Source organism: Duganella qianjiadongensis (assembly GCF_009857915.1).
Classification (GTDB): domain Bacteria; phylum Pseudomonadota; class Gammaproteobacteria; order Burkholderiales; family Burkholderiaceae_D; genus Rugamonas; species Rugamonas qianjiadongensis.
This window is the reverse complement of the sequence record NZ_WWCM01000001.1, coordinates 486560-501502: the sequence shown is the minus strand read 5'-3', so window position 1 is coordinate 501502 and position 14943 is coordinate 486560. Positions and strand designations below refer to the sequence as shown.

Sequence of the window (14943 nt, the reverse complement as noted above, 5' to 3'; positions counted from 1 at the left end):
GAGTCAAAACGATATTGACGATCTGTTCTGTGACATGGTTCCATGCGCAGTTAGTAATTGGCGGGCAGCGGAATATCCTTCCGTAATGCACGTATCAAGTTGCTTACCATGCGGCCCCGCTAGCGCAAAACAGCGCGACTAGCGGTTTTGTTTTTAAAGAAGAATTTTGGGTCTGGGAGAAGTGCAATGAAGTTACGTATGAAATCCATGCCGCTTGCAATCCTGCAAGTAGTGGCTAGCGGTGCTCTGACGATGGCTGTAAGCCAGCCTGCGTTTGCGCAGCAAAAAGAAGAAGTGGTACCACAGCGTGTGGTCATTACCGGTTCGCTGATCAGCCGTGCTGACAAGGAAACCGCCAGCCCGGTGCAGGTTCTGACGGCTGAAGACATCGCCAAGTCGGGCTACACCTCGGTGGCTGAAGTGCTGAGCAATCTGTCGGCCAACGGCCAGGGTGCTCTGGGTAGCGGCTTCTCGGGCGCATTCGCCAACGGCGGCGCCGGCGTATCGCTGCGCGGTCTGACCGTGGGCCTGACCCTGGTGTTGATCGACGGCCACCGTATGGCTCCGTACCCGCTGTCGGACGACGCCCAGCGTCAGTTCGTCGACGTTTCGGCTATTCCATTCGACGCCATCGACCACATCGAAGTGCTGAAAGACGGCGCTTCCTCGGTGTACGGTTCCGACGCGATTGCCGGCGTAATCAACATCATCCTGAAAAAATCGTTCAACGGCACCAGCATCAAGACCGATGCAGGCACCTCGCAGCACGGCGGCGGCACCACCTATAAAACCGCGATTACCCACGGTTTCGGTGACCTGGCTACCGACGGCTACAACGTGTTCGGCTCGCTGGAACTGCGTCACGCCGACGCCATCAAACTGGCTGACCGTGACAACCAGATCTGGGCTAACGGTAACTGGTCCGACCGCGGCGGTATGAACCTGACCCGCGGCGTGCCGAATGCACAGAACAGCCGTCTGATCGCGACCAGCAGCCCGTTCTTCTACAACCCGGCCGGTACCGGCGGCGTGAACAACCCAGCCAACTTCCAGTTCCTGGATACTAACTGCAACTACAACAAATACATGGCCGGCGGCTGCGCGATCCGCGATACCGTCTCGTTCCTGCAGCCAGAAACCAAGAACGTCAACGCCCTGGTAGGCTTCAGCAAAAATCTGGGTGAAGACTGGAAACTGGCTGTAAAAGCTTCGGTGTTCCAGCGCGAAAGCGAAAACAACCGTGGCGTGCCGGCGACCTTCTCGCCAAGCAGCTTCACCGGTAACACCTCGCTGGTACCGGGCGCCAATCCTAAGATCGTGAACGTGTACGGTTCGACCGTGTTCCCGGCTTCCTACCCGCTCAACACCCTGGGTGCTCCGGCCCGTCTGTACGGCTACATCCCTGGTCTGGATCCATCCACCACCCAGAAAAACAAGGCGACTTCGAGCCGTGTCGTGGCTGACCTGAACGGTAGCTGGAATGGCTGGGATATCGGCGCTGCGCTGGGCTACACCCGCGTCAAGACCGACATCGACTACAGCGGCTACGTCAACCGTGCTGCCCTGTATCAGGCGCTGACCCGCGCAACCAGCCCATTCAACCCGCTGGGTGGCAACACCGCTGCGGACATGGCTGCCATTTCGCCGCACTTCAACAACCAGGCTACCGATACCCTGACCTTCGCTGACGTGCACGGTGTGCATGAAGTAATGGAACTGCCAGGCGGTACCATGAACTTCGCAGCCGGTCTGAGCTACACCCATAAAAACCTGAACGCACCGTCGGCTGATCTGCTGGCTCAAGGTGTGGTCGGTAACGGTGGCGCTTATGTGTTCGGTAAAGAAACCAATACCGCTGCTTACGGCCAGCTGTCGGCACCTTTGCTGAAAAATCTGGAACTGGAAGCTTCGGCACGTTACGACCACTACGATACCTACGGTCACTCGTTCACGCCTAAAGCTGGCTTCAAATACAAGCCAGTCGACATGCTGAGCCTGCGTGGTACCTACTCGCGCGGTTTCCGTGCACCGAACGCTGCCGAAAACGGCATCGCCGGTTCGTTCTTCTCGTTCCACGCGATCAACGACCCTATCCTGTGCAAAGACGGCAATCCTAAGACTGCCGGCAACGTACCTGCTGCCTGTAACTTCGCTCCTGCGTTCGTACAGCAGACCACCAAGGATCTGTCGCCAGAGAAATCGAAATCGTACACCTTCGGTGCGATCTTCGAGCCTACCCGCAACTTCAGCACCACCTTCGACTACTACCGTATCGAAGTTAACAACCAGATCAACACTGCAGCCGGTCTGCCAGGCTTCGTACCGACCTATGTGCGTAACGCGATCTTCCCAGTCGATATCGCTGACGGCAAAGGCGGTACCTACTCGGGCACCCCAGCAGTGGGTACCATTGCTTACGGTTCCTCCGGTTATGTGAACTCGGGCGGCACCACCACCAGCGGTATCGAACTGGACTTCCTGTACAAACAGAAGCTGGGCGAGCTGGGCAACATCAAAGCTGATCTGACCTTCAACCACATGATTTCGTATGTGCTGAGCTCGAATGGCGTTGATTACGAACTGGCAGGCACCCACGGTCCTTCCGTGATCTCGGGCGACACCGGCAATCCGAAAAACCGTGCTCAGCTGACCCTGGGCTGGGACAAAGGTCCGCTGGCGGTAACCACCACCTTCAACTGGGTGGGCTCGTTCTCGGCACTGGATCCTTCGGTTGATGTGACCGAGTGCAAAGACGTCGCTTCGGTATCGGGTCGTGCTTACTTCTACGGTAAAGACACTCCGGCTGGCTACTGCCACGTGCCATCGTTCATGTCGACCGACCTGAACGTGACCTACAAGATCGGCAAAAACTGGATGATCAAAGGTTCGATCCTGAACCTGTTCGACCGCAAACCGCCTATCGACGTAGCAACCTACGGCAATGCCAACAACCTGACCGCGTACAACGCTACGCTGCATCAGGCTGGCGCAGTAGGCCGCTTCTTCTCGCTGGGCGCGAACTACACGTTCTAATCTAGCTAGCTAGACCAAGCAAAACGGCACACCTGCGGGTGTGCCGTTTTTTTTGCGCCGTGCCCGAGGCGCGGAGGTCGGCACTGGGTGCAGGCTGGCTATGATCAGGCAAAGTAGGGGAAAGGTAGCAGCGCAGCGAGCGCGGCGCCGTAGCCCGCCCTCGGCCCGGCGCCGGCAGCAAACTCGGTGCCGCTGTACCGGATGTCCGATTAGTGCTTGCCGATGCGCAGATCGAACGACCAGGTGAGCAAACGGATGATGGTGATGGCGGCAGCGCTGGACCACAGGGCAAAATCATCCGAGACGTCGGTGTACTGCAGGCCGATGTACATCCAGCAGCCGAAGAAGGCGCAGATCGCATACGGTTTGCCATCGCGGAAGACCATCGGTACTTCATTACAGACGATGTCGCGCAACACGCCGCCGAAGATGCCGGTGATCACGCCCATCATGGCAGCAATGAACAGCGGCATGTGGGCCGCCTGCGCCTGCGACACGCCGGCCACGGCAAACAGGCCGAGGCCGATGGCGTCGGCAATCACGATCAGCCGCTCGGACAGAATCTGGCGCAGGGTGCGCATCAGCGGCGAAGCGACCAGCGCCAGAATGAAGATCAGGATGGCGTATTCCTGATGCATGACCCAGAACAGGGGCCGTTTATCGAGCAGGATGTCGCGCAGGGTACCACCGCCGAATGCGGTGATGAAGGCCACCGTGAAGATGCCGACGATGTCCATGCGCTTGCGGCGCGCTTCCACGAAGCCGGAAAACGCGCCCACCAGAATCGCGACGACTTCGATGACGGTGATCAGGGAGACGTGGGGTACGACGACGTGCTTCATGGGTGCTATGGACAAAGTTGTAATGTCCATAGGTTAACATGTCCTACACTCAGCGTGTAGGATTGTTTCTTGCCGGGAATTAGTAGCGGGCGGGCTGTAGTGCCGCGCGCAGCAGCACGATCAGCGCGCCTTCGCCGCCTTCGTGGTTGCGCGCCTGACAGAAAGCGACGACGCCTTTCTGTACCAGCCAGCTATGCACCATGGACTTGAGCACCGGTTCTTGTCCGCGCGAACCGAAGCCGCGGCCGTGGATCACGCACACGCAGCGGTGGTTGCGCTGGCCGGAACGGGTCAGGAAGGCGCCCAGTGCATCGCGCGCCTGATCGCGGTTCATGCCATGCAGGTCGAGTTCGTCCTGCACCGGCCAGTGGCCTTTGCGCATCTTCTTCATGACATCGGGACCGACGCCCGGCGCGCTGTAGTTGAGCGCCGGATCGTCTTCCAGATAGTGATCGACTTCGAACAGGTCGGACAGCGATTCGCGCAGCACGGCCGCATCATCCTCGGCCTGGGTCAGCTTGCGTGCCGGCGCCGCCGCTGCGGCCACAGTTTTCGGCATCTGCGCTACATGGCGGTTCTGTTCCGGCATGCGCTGTACGCCGCCCAGACTGGACTGGAACAGATTGGCCTCGCGTGCCTGCTGCGCTGCCCGTTTGACCCGTTCGGCTTCGGCCGCGGCACGCGTCTCGGCCTGTTCCCTCAGCTGCTTGCTGAGGGATTTCAGGTCAGCGAAGTCTTTCAGTGCCACCGATTACTCCTGGGCTTCGAGGTAGCGCTGGGCGTCCAGTGCGGCCATGCAGCCCGTGCCGGCGCTGGTGATGGCCTGACGGTAGACGTGGTCCTGCACGTCGCCGGCGGCAAACACACCTGCCACGCTGGTGGCGGTGGCCATGCCTTCGTTGCCGGCGCGGGTCTTGATGTAGCCGTTGTTCATGTCCAGCTGGCCTTCGAAGATGCTGGTGTTGGGCTTGTGGCCGATGGCCACGAACAGGCCGTGCACGTTCAGTTCGGTGACGCTGTTGTCTTCGGTCGACTGGATCTTCAGGCCGGTGACGCCGCCTTCGTTGCCCACTACTTCCTGCAGCGTGTGGTTGTACTTGATGACCACCTTGCCTTCGGCGACCTTGGCGTTCAGGCGGTCGATCAGGATGGCTTCGGCGCGGAACTTGTCGCGGCGGTGGATGATGGTGACCTTGTTGGCGATGTTCGACAGGTAGAGCGCTTCTTCCACGGCGGTATTGCCGCCGCCGATCACGGCGACTTCCTGATTGCGGTAGAAGAAACCGTCGCAGGTGGCGCAGGCGGATACGCCGCGGCCCATGAACTCCTGCTCCGATGGCAGACCCAGATACTGGGCCGACGCGCCGGTGGCGATGATCAGCGAGTCGCAGGTGTATTCGTGGCTGTCGCCGATCAGACGGATCGGTTTTTCCTGCAGCTTGACGGTGTGGATGTGGTCAAACACGATATCAGTATTGAAACGTTCTGCGTGCTGCAGGAAGCGCTGCATCAGGTCCGGGCCTTGCACGCCCATCGGGTCGGCTGGCCAGTTTTCCACGTCGGTGGTGGTCATCAGCTGGCCGCCTTGCTCGACGCCCGTCACCAGCATAGGCTTCAGGTTGGCGCGGGCCGCATAGATGGCGGCGCTGTAACCGGCGGGGCCGGAACCGAGGATCAATACGCGTGCGTGTTTAGGAGTGGTCATGGCAGGCTTCTTCTGTGTGTTGAATTAATCCGGATGTGGGGCCGGCAAAGCGAATCGCAAGCGCGGCAGTGTTGTAGCGCAGCCTGCTTTCGTCCGGGCAAGGCTAGATTATAGTCCAAGCGGCGTTCCTGCATGAATCGGCAGTCCCGTTCGCCGCCGTATGGCTTAGAATAAGCGTATGCGGACATTTCTCGGCATATAACATTGCTGGATCGTACACTTGGCTTTCTCTTTGTATTCTCTTCTTTCTATTTATGAGCAGTAAAAAAGTGCAGGAGCGCGCGCCCAAGGCCGTGGTTTCCGGCTATACCCGCACGCCTACCGAACGCCAGCCTCTGCCGAACCGGCTAGTGCGGCTGCTATCCGAAGCGCGCTGGCTGGCGCTGGCCGTGCTGGGCGTGTATTTCGTGCTGATACTGGCCAGTTATGACAAGCTGGATCCGGGCTGGTCGCATGGCACGCTGGTGCCGCAGATTCATAATCTGGGGGGCCGTGCCGGTGCCTGGCTGTCCGATCTGCTGCTCTATATTTTCGGTTTCTCGGCGTGGTGGTGGGCCTTCTACCTGCTGCGTCAGGTCTGGCTAGGCTATCGCGGCCTGACCCATAAATATGTGCTGGCCCAAGCGCCGGAGCCCGAACATGCGCAGGAGCCGCTGATCCGCGCGATCGGCTTCGTGCTGCTGTTTATAGGCTCCATCGGTCTGGAATACCTGCGCATGTACACGCTGCGCGTGCAGTTGCCCCGTGCGCCCGGCGGCGTGCTGGGCGAACTGGTGGGCCATACTGCCCACGTTGCGCTGGGCTTTACGGGGGCGACCCTGCTGCTGTTGCTGATGTTCGGGCTGGGCCTGAGCCTGTTCTTCCACGTCTCGTGGCTGACCCTGGCCGAAAAAGTCGGTACAGCCATCGAAATGGGCATCGAATGGGTGGTGCTGCGCTACCAGTACCGCGAAGACCGCCGTCAGGGCGAAGTGGCAGCGGTGAAGCGCGAAGAAGTGGTGGTGACGGAACGCGCCAAGCATGTGGAGAAGCATGTGGCCGCGCCGCCAGTGAAGATCGAACCGCAGGTGGTCACCGTGGTCAAATCCGAACGGGTGGAAAAAGAGCGTCAGGCCAGCCTGTTCCAGGATATGCCGACCGACAGCACGCTGCCAGCCCTGTCGCTGCTCGATGAAGCGGCGGAAGTGCAGGAGACGGTGTCGATCGAGACGCTGGAATTCACCAGCCGCCTGATCGAGAAGAAGCTGTCCGACTTCGGCGTGGAAGCCAAGGTGGTGGCGGCCTATCCGGGCCCGGTGGTGACACGCTATGAAATCGAGCCGGCAACGGGCGTGAAGGGCAGCCAGATTGTCGGTCTGGCGCGCGATCTGGCCCGTTCGCTGTCGCTGACCTCGATCCGTGTGGTGGAAACCATCCCCGGCAAGAACTACATGGCGCTGGAACTGCCGAATCCGAAACGCCAGATCGTGCGCCTGAGCGAGATACTCGGTTCCAAGGTGTATCACGATAATGCGTCGCCGCTGACGGTGGCGCTGGGTAAGGATATCGCTGGCAAGCCAGTGGTGGCTGATCTGGCCAAGATGCCGCACTTGCTGGTGGCCGGTACTACCGGCTCCGGTAAGTCGGTGGGGATTAATGCCACCATCCTGTCGCTGCTGTACAAGGCCGATCCGGCGGATGTGCGCATGATACTGATCGATCCGAAGATGCTGGAGATGTCGGTGTACGAAGGTATCCCGCACCTGCTGGCGCCGGTGGTGACGGATATGCGTCAGGCCGGCCATGCGCTGAACTGGGCGGTGAACGAGATGGAACGCCGTTACAAGCTGATGTCCAAGCTCGGTGTGCGTAATCTGGCCGGCTACAACGCCAAGATTGCCGAAGCCAAGAAGCGCGAAGAGCATATTCCGAATCCGTTCAGCCTGACGCCGGATTCGCCGGAGCCGCTGGAAAAACTGCCAACCATCGTCATCATCATCGACGAGCTGGCCGACCTGATGATGGTGGTGGGTAAGAAGGTGGAAGAGCTGATTGCGCGGATTGCGCAGAAGGCCCGCGCTGCCGGCCTGCACCTGATACTGGCCACCCAGCGTCCTTCGGTGGATGTGATTACGGGTCTGATCAAGGCGAATATTCCTACCCGTATCGCCTTCCAGGTATCGTCCAAGATCGACTCGCGTACCATTCTGGATCAGATGGGGGCGGAAACCCTGCTCGGTATGGGTGACATGCTGTACATGCCGCCTGGTACAGGTTTGCCAGTGCGGGTGCACGGCGCCTTCGTTTCCGATGACGAGGTGCACCGCGTGGTGAAACATCTGAAGAGCACCGGCGAGCCTAACTACATCGACGGCATACTCGAAGGCGGTACGCTGGAAGGCGGCGAAGGCGGCGAGGGTGCGGCAGCAGGCGAGGGCGGCGGCGAGGCCGATCCGATGTACGATCAGGCAGTACAGGTGGTGCTGAAAAACCGCCGCGCCTCGATCTCGCTGGTGCAGCGCCATCTGCGCATCGGCTACAACCGCGCGGCGCGTCTGCTCGAGCAGATGGAGCAGAGCGGGGTGGTGTCGCCCATGCAGTCCAACGGCAACCGCGACATACTGGTGCCGACCGCGAGTGCCGAACAGTGATGGCGCGCCGTTAAGCCCGTGATAAGCGGCGGCGCGTAGGCTGGGCCGCTGTGTGACTCAACCGGATAGATCAGGATAAATCGTATGCATCGTTTTAAATTTGTAGCGCTGGCCATGGCCGGCTGGCTGGCGGTAGCGCAGGCGCAGGCCAGCGCGCTGGAACAGTTCAAATCTTTCGTCAGCTCGACCAAGGCCGCCCGTGGCGAGTTCAGCCAGCGGCAGGTGAAGAGCAGCACAGGCGAAGCGCCCAAGGTGTCCTCTACCGCCAGCGGCACTTTCCTGTTTGCCCGTCCCGGCAAGTTCATCTGGACTTACAGCAAGCCTTACGAACAGGTACTGCAGGCCGATGGCGAACAGCTGTTCATCTTCGATAAAGACCTGAATCAGGTTACGGTGAAGAAGCTGGGCGACGCGCTCGGTTCTTCGCCTGCCGCGATCCTGTTCGGCAGCAATGATCTGGAAAAGAATTTCACGCTGTCGGAAGCCGGCAGCAAGGACGGGCTGGAATGGCTGAAAGCCGTGCCTAAAGCCAAGGACACCAGCTTCGAGCTGATTACCATCGGCCTGCGCAACGGCTTGCCGGAAGCCATGGAGCTGAAAGACAGCTTCGGTCAGACTTCCGTGCTGGCGTTCCGCAAGATCGAAAAGAATCCGCCGCTGACTGCTACCACTTTTAAATTCGTCATGCCCAAAGGCGCCGACGTCTTCAATAATTAAGCGGTATGCCCGCCCTGTTGCGGGCTGTCTGTCTACCACTCCGAACACGCATGGCTGATCTTTTTTCCACCGAACCGCGCCCGCCTCTGGCCGAAGCACTGCGTCCGAAAACGCTGGACGAAGTGATAGGCCAGTCACATCTGCTGGGGCCGGGCAAGCCTTTGCGTCTGGCGTTCGAATCGGGCCAGCCCCATTCGATGATACTGTGGGGCCCGCCCGGCGTGGGCAAGACCACGCTGGCACGGCTGACGGCCACGGCCTACGATTGCGAGTTCATCGCGCTGTCGGCAGTGTTCTCCGGCGTGAAGGATATCCGCGCCGCCATGGAGCAGGCCCAGCACAATCTGGAGCGGGGCAAGCATACCATCCTGTTCGTCGACGAGATACACCGCTTTAACAAGTCGCAGCAGGATGCCTTGCTGCCCTATGCGGAATCGGGACTGGTCACGCTGATCGGCGCGACCACGGAAAACCCTTCCTTCGAAGTCAATTCGGCGCTGCTGTCGCGCTCGCAGGTCTACGTGCTGCAATCGTTCACGCCGGAGGAGTTGCGCCAGCTGGTGGACAAGGCGCGCGCTACGCTGCTGGCCCATCTGCAGTTCGATGAAGCGGCCATCGATACGCTGATCGGCTATGCCGATGGCGATGGGCGCCGTTTGCTGAATCTGCTGGAGCAGACCAGTCTGGCGGCACAGGCGGCCCGCAACAGCCATATCACGGCCGAGTTCATCCAGAATGCGCTGACGCTCAATGCGCGCCGTTTCGACAAGGGCGGCGATAATTTCTACGACCAGATATCGGCCCTGCACAAGTCGGTACGCGGCTCCAACCCCGATGCTGCGCTGTACTGGCTGTGCCGCATGCTTGATGGCGGTGCCGATGCCAAATATCTGTCGCGCCGTATCGTGCGCATGGCGTGGGAAGATATCGGTCTGGCCGATCCGCGTGCCATCCAGCTGGCCAACGATGCTGCCAGCACGTTCGAACGGCTCGGTTCGCCCGAAGGCGAGCTGGCGCTGGGGCAGGCGGTAATCTATCTGGCGATTGCCGCCAAGAGCAATGCCGGCTACAACGCCTTCAATCAGGCCATGGCGTTTGTGAAGAAAGACAAATCGCGCGAAGTGCCCGTGCATCTGCGTAATGCGCCGACCAAACTGATGAAGGAGCTGGGTTACGGCCACGAATACCGCTATGCCCACGATGAGCCGCATGCCTATGCGGCAGGCGAAACCTATCTGCCCGATGGCATCGCAGAGCCGGGCTGGTATCAGCCCGTCCCGCGCGGGCTGGAAAGCAAGATCGCCGACAAAATGGCCTTCCTGCGCAAGCTCGACGAGGATGCCCGAGCGCCCTAGCGGGCCGGTTCTGCAGGCGTCTGCATGCTGGTCTGGCTGCTGCCAATTTCCGTGACTGTGAATGCAGCTGGCTGCGCGGCCTGTCCGTCGACGAGGAAGCGCACCTGCGTGTAGGGGGCGCTGGGGAATATCAGTTCCGACATCAGCGTGGCGCCGTCATCGGCAAACAGCTCGGCCGAATTGCGGTCGAGGTAGACCCGCATCCTGACGACGGCTGACTGCGCGTGGCGCGGTGCCGTGTGCAGCTTGCTGGCGAACTGCTCGGAAAAATCCTTGCGTCCGGCCTGACGCCGGTCGCTGAAATAGCGGCCTGTCTGTCCGTCCAGCCCGACCTTGTACGCCTCGCCTTGCGCATTGGAAAACTCCAGATAGGCTTTGCTGTTGCCGCCGGGAAGGCTGAATTCGACATAGGTTTCCGATTGCTCGAGTGCGCGTCCGGACAAGCTCAGGCCTTCAGTTGCGGTTGCTGTCTGTGGCTGGCTGATGCGGCCTTTCAGCGCATCGAGTTCGCGCACGGGCAGGGAATGCAGCACGTAGCCCTGCGCCTGCCGGTGCAGCTGCAGCTCGCGCGGCAGCGTCATGCCGCTGCGCCATGCGCTAGTTGGCACCTTGGTGGCGTAATCCCAGTTGCTCATCCAGCCCAGCATCAGCACCCGGCCATCGGCTGCCGGCACATCGGACCATGTCACGCCGGCGTAATTGTCACGGCCCCAGTCTATCCACTGCGGTCCATCCTGTTCGAGCTGGCTGGCAAACGCGGGGTCGAGCACAAAATTGCGGCCATCGAAATCACCGATGAAGAACTGGGTGGCCGAGCCGCCGTTGGGCCCGCCGGGGTTGATGCTCAGCAGAAGCATCCATTTCTGCCCGCCCGTTTCGGCTACACGGATAGGTAGCAGGTCCGGGCATTCCCATACGCCGCCGTGGGCGCCCACGTTCTTGCCGAACTGACTGAGCAAGTGCCACTGCTTCAGATCGGGCGAGGCATGGAATTCCACATGATCGCCTACGGCCAGACTCATGATCCAGCTTTGGCTGGCCTCGTGCCAGCGCACTTTGGGATCGCGGAAATCGCCCTGATCCGGTGCCGCCTTCAGCACGGGATTGCCCGCGTATTTGGTCCAGCTGGCACCGTTGTCGCTGCTGTAGGCCAGTGCCTGACTTTGCGGCGGGCGCTTGCCGGCCAGCCGGTCTGCTTCATTGTGATAGGTAAAGATGGCCACCAGTGGCGGGTTGTCTGCTGTGCCGAAGCCGCTGGTATTTTTCCAGTCCACCACGACACTGCCACTGAAGATGGCGCCCAGCTCATCCGGCGCCAACGCTATCGGCTGATGTGTCCAGTGGATCATGTCGGGGCTGGTGGCGTGGCCCCAGTGCATGGGCCCCCAGACATTGCTGTAGGGATGAAACTGGTAGAACAGGTGATACAGGCCTTTATAGTAGACCATGCCGTTCGGATCATTCATCCATGCATGGGGCGGGGTGAAATGGTAGGCAGGGCGATAGGGTTGCGGCTGGATTAATTCCGGCGCGGCAGCTGTGTTGCCGTGTCCGCTATGAGCGACACCCTCGGCCCCCTGCGTTGCGGGCACTGCCATTAACAGCGGACCAGCCAGACCTGCCATCATTACGCTCCGGATTAAGCTTGCGTTCATGCCCTGTTCCCCAGTATGTCGGACTGCCTGCGCTGGCACAGGCTAGATCCGCTAATGCAATCGATTGCAAAGAATTGTAAGGAGATCAAACAGGCTTGTAAAGGAGATTTTCTGCTTGCTGGCTGCAAGCCCGAGGGACATGTTGATACCCATACTAAACGCTGCCAGTTACGGTAAGATACTGTTTTATTTGCTAACAAGGCGAGGGGCGGCATGTCGCAGGTGAAGAAGGTGGATGGAATCGATATCCATATCGATGGCGAGGGTGACGAAACCATCGTAATGATCCATGGCTGGCCTGATACCTACCGTATGTGGGATGCGCAGGTGGCTGACTTCAAGCACCGTTACCGTTGCGTCCGTTTTACCTTGCCCGGCTTCGATCCCGATACGCCGCGCCGCGTGTACTCGCTCGATGCAACGGTGCGCAGCATTTCCTACGTGATCAATGCGATCAGCCAGAAGAAAAAAGTAATACTGATGCTGCACGACTGGGGCTGCGTGTTCGGCTACGAATACTACATGCGCAACAAGCAGCAGGTGTCGGCGATTATCGGCGTCGATATCGGTGATGCCAATTCCGTCGAAACGCGCCGCTCGCGCAGCTTTACCCAGAAGCTGGGCGTGAGCTCCTACCAGAATATGCTGTCGCTGGCGTGGGCCATAGGTGGCCCTATCGGCAATATGATTACGCGCAGCATGGCCAGCAAGCTGGGTGCGCCGTCCGTGCGCGAGTACATCGGCTCGCAGATGAATTACCCGTATTACATCCTGTCCGCAGGCGAGGCCGGTTCCTACCGCAATCTGCAAGCGTTCGAGCCTAAAGTGCCCATGTTGTACATCTACGGCGTGCGCAAGCCTTTCATGTTTCACTCGAATAGCTGGCTGGAAAAGATCGAGGCGCGCAAGGGCAACAAGATTATCCCTTTCAATACTGACCACTGGCCCATGGTGCGCCAGCCCGAGCGCTTCAACAAGGTCGTGCAGGACTGGCTGCCGATTCCGTCCGCCCATCCCGAACATGAGGGCGAAGGTGCGGCCGAGGATGAGGTCGCCGATGGCTGATCCGGGCTAAGCCCCGTGCCGCGCTGCGCGCACGGCACGGGCACTGGCCCAGCTAGCGCAGCCGGATAGGCTTCTGGTAGGGCGCAAATGGCGGCGGCGGCAGCTGCGCCGCTGCGTAGGCCTGGCGGAAACATTCGGCCTTGGCGTTCATCACATCGGTGGTGGAACCGACCACCTTGCCGCTGGCGTCCAGCGTCAGCACGATCACCACGGGGTATTTCGAGCGCTCGTGGCAATTGCCTTTCTCGTCGAGTTTCAGGTTGTTGTTGTAGTTGATAGACACCTCTTCGTAGCGGCTCGCCTTTTCGTTCGGGAACTGGGCATTGAATTTGGCCATGGCGCCAGCGAAGTCGGGATTGGCGGGTGGTGGCGCTTCGTCGCTGGCAGCGGGATGCATGCTGGCGCAACCGCTGACCAGCAGCAGGGCGGCGCCGGCCAGCGCCAGAGTACGGGTCATCATGGTGATCTCCTTGTGCAGTCTATCGTGATGGCATCTTAGCCAGCATGGCGATGGCGTGGCGCACGATAGGTTGCGTAGGAGAAATCCTACAGTTGAGTCCGGTCAAAACTAGCAAACAAGTGGCTGCCTCTTGGTACAATGGCTGTTTTCGATACAACGGCACTTGTTCTCATGATTGATATTCAACTTCTCCGCAAAGATATAGCCACCGTTGCCGCGCGTCTGGCAACCCGCAAATTCCAGCTCGACGTCGAGGCCTTCAATGCGCTCGAAGCTGAACGTAAAGCCATCCAGATGCGCACTGAAGAATTGCAGAGCAAGCGTAATTCGCAGTCCAAGCTGATCGGCATGATGAAGGGCAAGGGCGAAGACACTAGTGCGCTGATGGCGGAAGTGGCCGGTCTGGGCGACGAGCTGAAAGCCAACGAAGCGGCGCTGGGCGTGGTGCAGGCCAAGCTGAGCGACTTCATGCAGGCGATTCCGAATCTGCCGCACGAGTCCGTGCCGGTGGGGAGCGATGAAGCGGGCAATGTGGAAGTGCGCAAAGTGGGCACGCCGCGCAGCTTCGATTTCGAAGTGAAAGATCACGTCGATCTGGGTGCGCCGCTGGGGCTGGATTTCGACACGGCGACCAAGCTGACCGGTTCGCGCTTCTCCGTGATGAAGGGCGGCATCGCCCGTCTGCACCGCGCACTGGCGCAGTTCATGCTGAACACCCACACCGACGAACACGGCTACACCGAGTGCTACACCCCCTACATGGTGAATGCCGATTCGCTGCGCGGTACGGGCCAGTTGCCGAAATTCGAAGCGGACCTGTTCTCCGTCAAAAAAGGCGGCGCGGAAGGCGAGGGCGAGAACTTCTACCTGATCCCGACCTCGGAAGTATCGCTGACCAATATCGTGCGCGATGAAATCGTCGCTGCCGACAGCCTGCCGCTGAAGATGACCGCGCATACCCCATGCTTCCGTTCGGAAGCGGGCAGCTATGGCCGCGACACCCGCGGCATGATCCGCCAGCACCAGTTCGACAAGGTCGAAATGGTACAGGTGGTGCATCCGGACCAGTCGTATGCGGTGCTGGACGAGATGGTCGGCCATGCCGAAACCATTCTGCAGCGTCTGGGCCTGCCCTATCGCGTGATGGCACTGTGCACGGGCGACATGGGCTTTGGCGCCACCAAGACCTTCGATCTGGAAGTGTGGCTGCCGGCGCAGAACACCTACCGTGAAATTTCCTCGCTGTCGAACTGCGAAGCCTTCCAGGCGCGCCGCATGCAGGCCCGTTTCCGTAATGCCCAGGGCAAGCCGGAACTGCTGCACACGCTGAACGGTTCCGGGCTGGCCGTTGGCCGTACACTGGTGGCCGTGCTGGAAAACTACCAGCAGGCCGATGGTTCCGTCGTGATTCCGGACGTGCTGCAACCATATATGGGCGGTCTGAAAGTGTTGCAGGCGTAAATAGTCCTTTTATTTTCCTG

11 protein-coding genes are annotated in these 14943 nt (G+C 60.1%); 6 read left to right on the top strand and 5 right to left on the bottom strand.

The features are described from left to right. Nucleotides 1-186: 186 nt before the first annotated feature. The gene (locus tag GTP27_RS02280) at nucleotides 187-3033 is read left to right on the top strand and encodes a TonB-dependent receptor (protein WP_161037537.1); all 2847 of its coding nucleotides are present in this window, start codon (nucleotides 187-189) and stop codon (nucleotides 3031-3033) included. Nucleotides 3034-3242: 209 nt separating this feature from the next. Here the strand turns inward: GTP27_RS02280 and GTP27_RS02275 are convergent, their stop codons facing one another. From GTP27_RS02275 to trxB, 3 genes are all read right to left on the bottom strand, one after another. Then, nucleotides 3243-3875: a trimeric intracellular cation channel family protein gene (locus GTP27_RS02275; protein ID WP_161037536.1), complete on the bottom strand. Its 633-nt coding sequence runs from the start codon at nucleotides 3873-3875 to the stop codon at nucleotides 3243-3245. 79 nt (nucleotides 3876-3954) lie between these two features. Continuing rightward, on the bottom strand, nucleotides 3955-4623 hold the full coding sequence (locus GTP27_RS02270; RefSeq protein ID WP_161037535.1) for a Smr/MutS family protein: 669 nt from the start codon (nucleotides 4621-4623) through the stop codon (nucleotides 3955-3957). 3 nt (nucleotides 4624-4626) lie between these two features. Beyond that, complete coding sequence (gene trxB, locus GTP27_RS02265; RefSeq protein ID WP_161037534.1) at nucleotides 4627-5580, bottom strand: thioredoxin-disulfide reductase; 954 nt, start codon at nucleotides 5578-5580, stop codon at nucleotides 4627-4629. A gap of 254 nt (nucleotides 5581-5834) precedes the next feature. On the opposite strand from trxB, the gene GTP27_RS02260 reads away from it, so the two are divergent. The 3 genes from GTP27_RS02260 to GTP27_RS02250 all read left to right on the top strand — a co-directional run bounded on the left by GTP27_RS02260 (nucleotide 5835) and on the right by GTP27_RS02250 (nucleotide 10282). Continuing rightward, nucleotides 5835-8210 (top strand): DNA translocase FtsK, encoded by a 2376-nt coding sequence (locus GTP27_RS02260; RefSeq protein ID WP_161037533.1) that lies wholly within the window; start codon nucleotides 5835-5837, stop codon nucleotides 8208-8210. A gap of 84 nt (nucleotides 8211-8294) precedes the next feature. Continuing rightward, nucleotides 8295-8927, top strand: coding sequence for an outer membrane lipoprotein chaperone LolA (lolA, locus tag GTP27_RS02255; protein ID WP_161037532.1), 633 nt, complete (start codon nucleotides 8295-8297; stop codon nucleotides 8925-8927). A 50-nt stretch (nucleotides 8928-8977) separates the two neighbouring features. Next, nucleotides 8978-10282 carry a replication-associated recombination protein A gene (locus GTP27_RS02250; RefSeq protein ID WP_161037531.1) on the top strand — a complete coding sequence of 435 codons (1305 nt, stop codon included), beginning with the start codon at nucleotides 8978-8980 and terminating at the stop codon, nucleotides 10280-10282. On the opposite strand, the gene GTP27_RS02245 is transcribed toward GTP27_RS02250, so the two are convergent. After that, nucleotides 10279-11937 carry a glycoside hydrolase family 32 protein gene (locus GTP27_RS02245; protein WP_202416484.1) on the bottom strand — a complete coding sequence of 553 codons (1659 nt, stop codon included), beginning with the start codon at nucleotides 11935-11937 and terminating at the stop codon, nucleotides 10279-10281. The two genes, GTP27_RS02250 and GTP27_RS02245, sit on opposite strands and share 4 nt — an antisense overlap. A 213-nt stretch (nucleotides 11938-12150) precedes the next feature. On the opposite strand from GTP27_RS02245, the gene GTP27_RS02240 reads away from it, so the two are divergent. Further along, nucleotides 12151-13002, top strand: a complete 852-nt coding sequence (locus GTP27_RS02240; RefSeq protein WP_161037530.1) for an alpha/beta fold hydrolase — start codon at nucleotides 12151-12153, stop codon at nucleotides 13000-13002. A gap of 52 nt (nucleotides 13003-13054) precedes the next feature. Here the strand turns inward: GTP27_RS02240 and GTP27_RS02235 are convergent, their stop codons facing one another. After that, nucleotides 13055-13462, bottom strand: coding sequence for a hypothetical protein (locus GTP27_RS02235; protein WP_161037529.1), 408 nt, complete (start codon nucleotides 13460-13462; stop codon nucleotides 13055-13057). A gap of 171 nt (nucleotides 13463-13633) precedes the next feature. Between GTP27_RS02235 and serS the strand changes: the two genes are divergently transcribed. Continuing rightward, nucleotides 13634-14923, top strand: coding sequence for a serine--tRNA ligase (serS, locus tag GTP27_RS02230; protein ID WP_161037528.1), 1290 nt, complete (start codon nucleotides 13634-13636; stop codon nucleotides 14921-14923). Nucleotides 14924-14943 lie beyond the last annotated feature (20 nt).

Excerpts from the sequence above, each read along its gene's own strand:
- lolA (WP_161037532.1), top strand. The coding sequence starts at position 8,295 with ATGCATCGTTTTAAATTTGTAGCGCTGGCCATGGCCGGCTGGCTGGCG.
- GTP27_RS02240 (WP_161037530.1), top strand. The coding sequence starts at position 12,151 with ATGTCGCAGGTGAAGAAGGTGGATGGAATCGATATCCATATCGATGGC.
- GTP27_RS02245 (WP_202416484.1), bottom strand. The coding sequence starts at position 11,937 with ATGAACGCAAGCTTAATCCGGAGCGTAATGATGGCAGGTCTGGCTGGT.
- GTP27_RS02280 (WP_161037537.1), top strand. The coding sequence starts at position 187 with ATGAAGTTACGTATGAAATCCATGCCGCTTGCAATCCTGCAAGTAGTG.
- serS (WP_161037528.1), top strand. The coding sequence starts at position 13,634 with ATGATTGATATTCAACTTCTCCGCAAAGATATAGCCACCGTTGCCGCG.
- GTP27_RS02250 (WP_161037531.1), top strand. The coding sequence starts at position 8,978 with ATGGCTGATCTTTTTTCCACCGAACCGCGCCCGCCTCTGGCCGAAGCA.
- trxB (WP_161037534.1), bottom strand. The coding sequence starts at position 5,580 with ATGACCACTCCTAAACACGCACGCGTATTGATCCTCGGTTCCGGCCCC.
- GTP27_RS02235 (WP_161037529.1), bottom strand. The coding sequence starts at position 13,462 with ATGATGACCCGTACTCTGGCGCTGGCCGGCGCCGCCCTGCTGCTGGTC.
- GTP27_RS02260 (WP_161037533.1), top strand. The coding sequence starts at position 5,835 with ATGAGCAGTAAAAAAGTGCAGGAGCGCGCGCCCAAGGCCGTGGTTTCC.
- GTP27_RS02275 (WP_161037536.1), bottom strand. The coding sequence starts at position 3,875 with ATGAAGCACGTCGTCGTACCCCACGTCTCCCTGATCACCGTCATCGAA.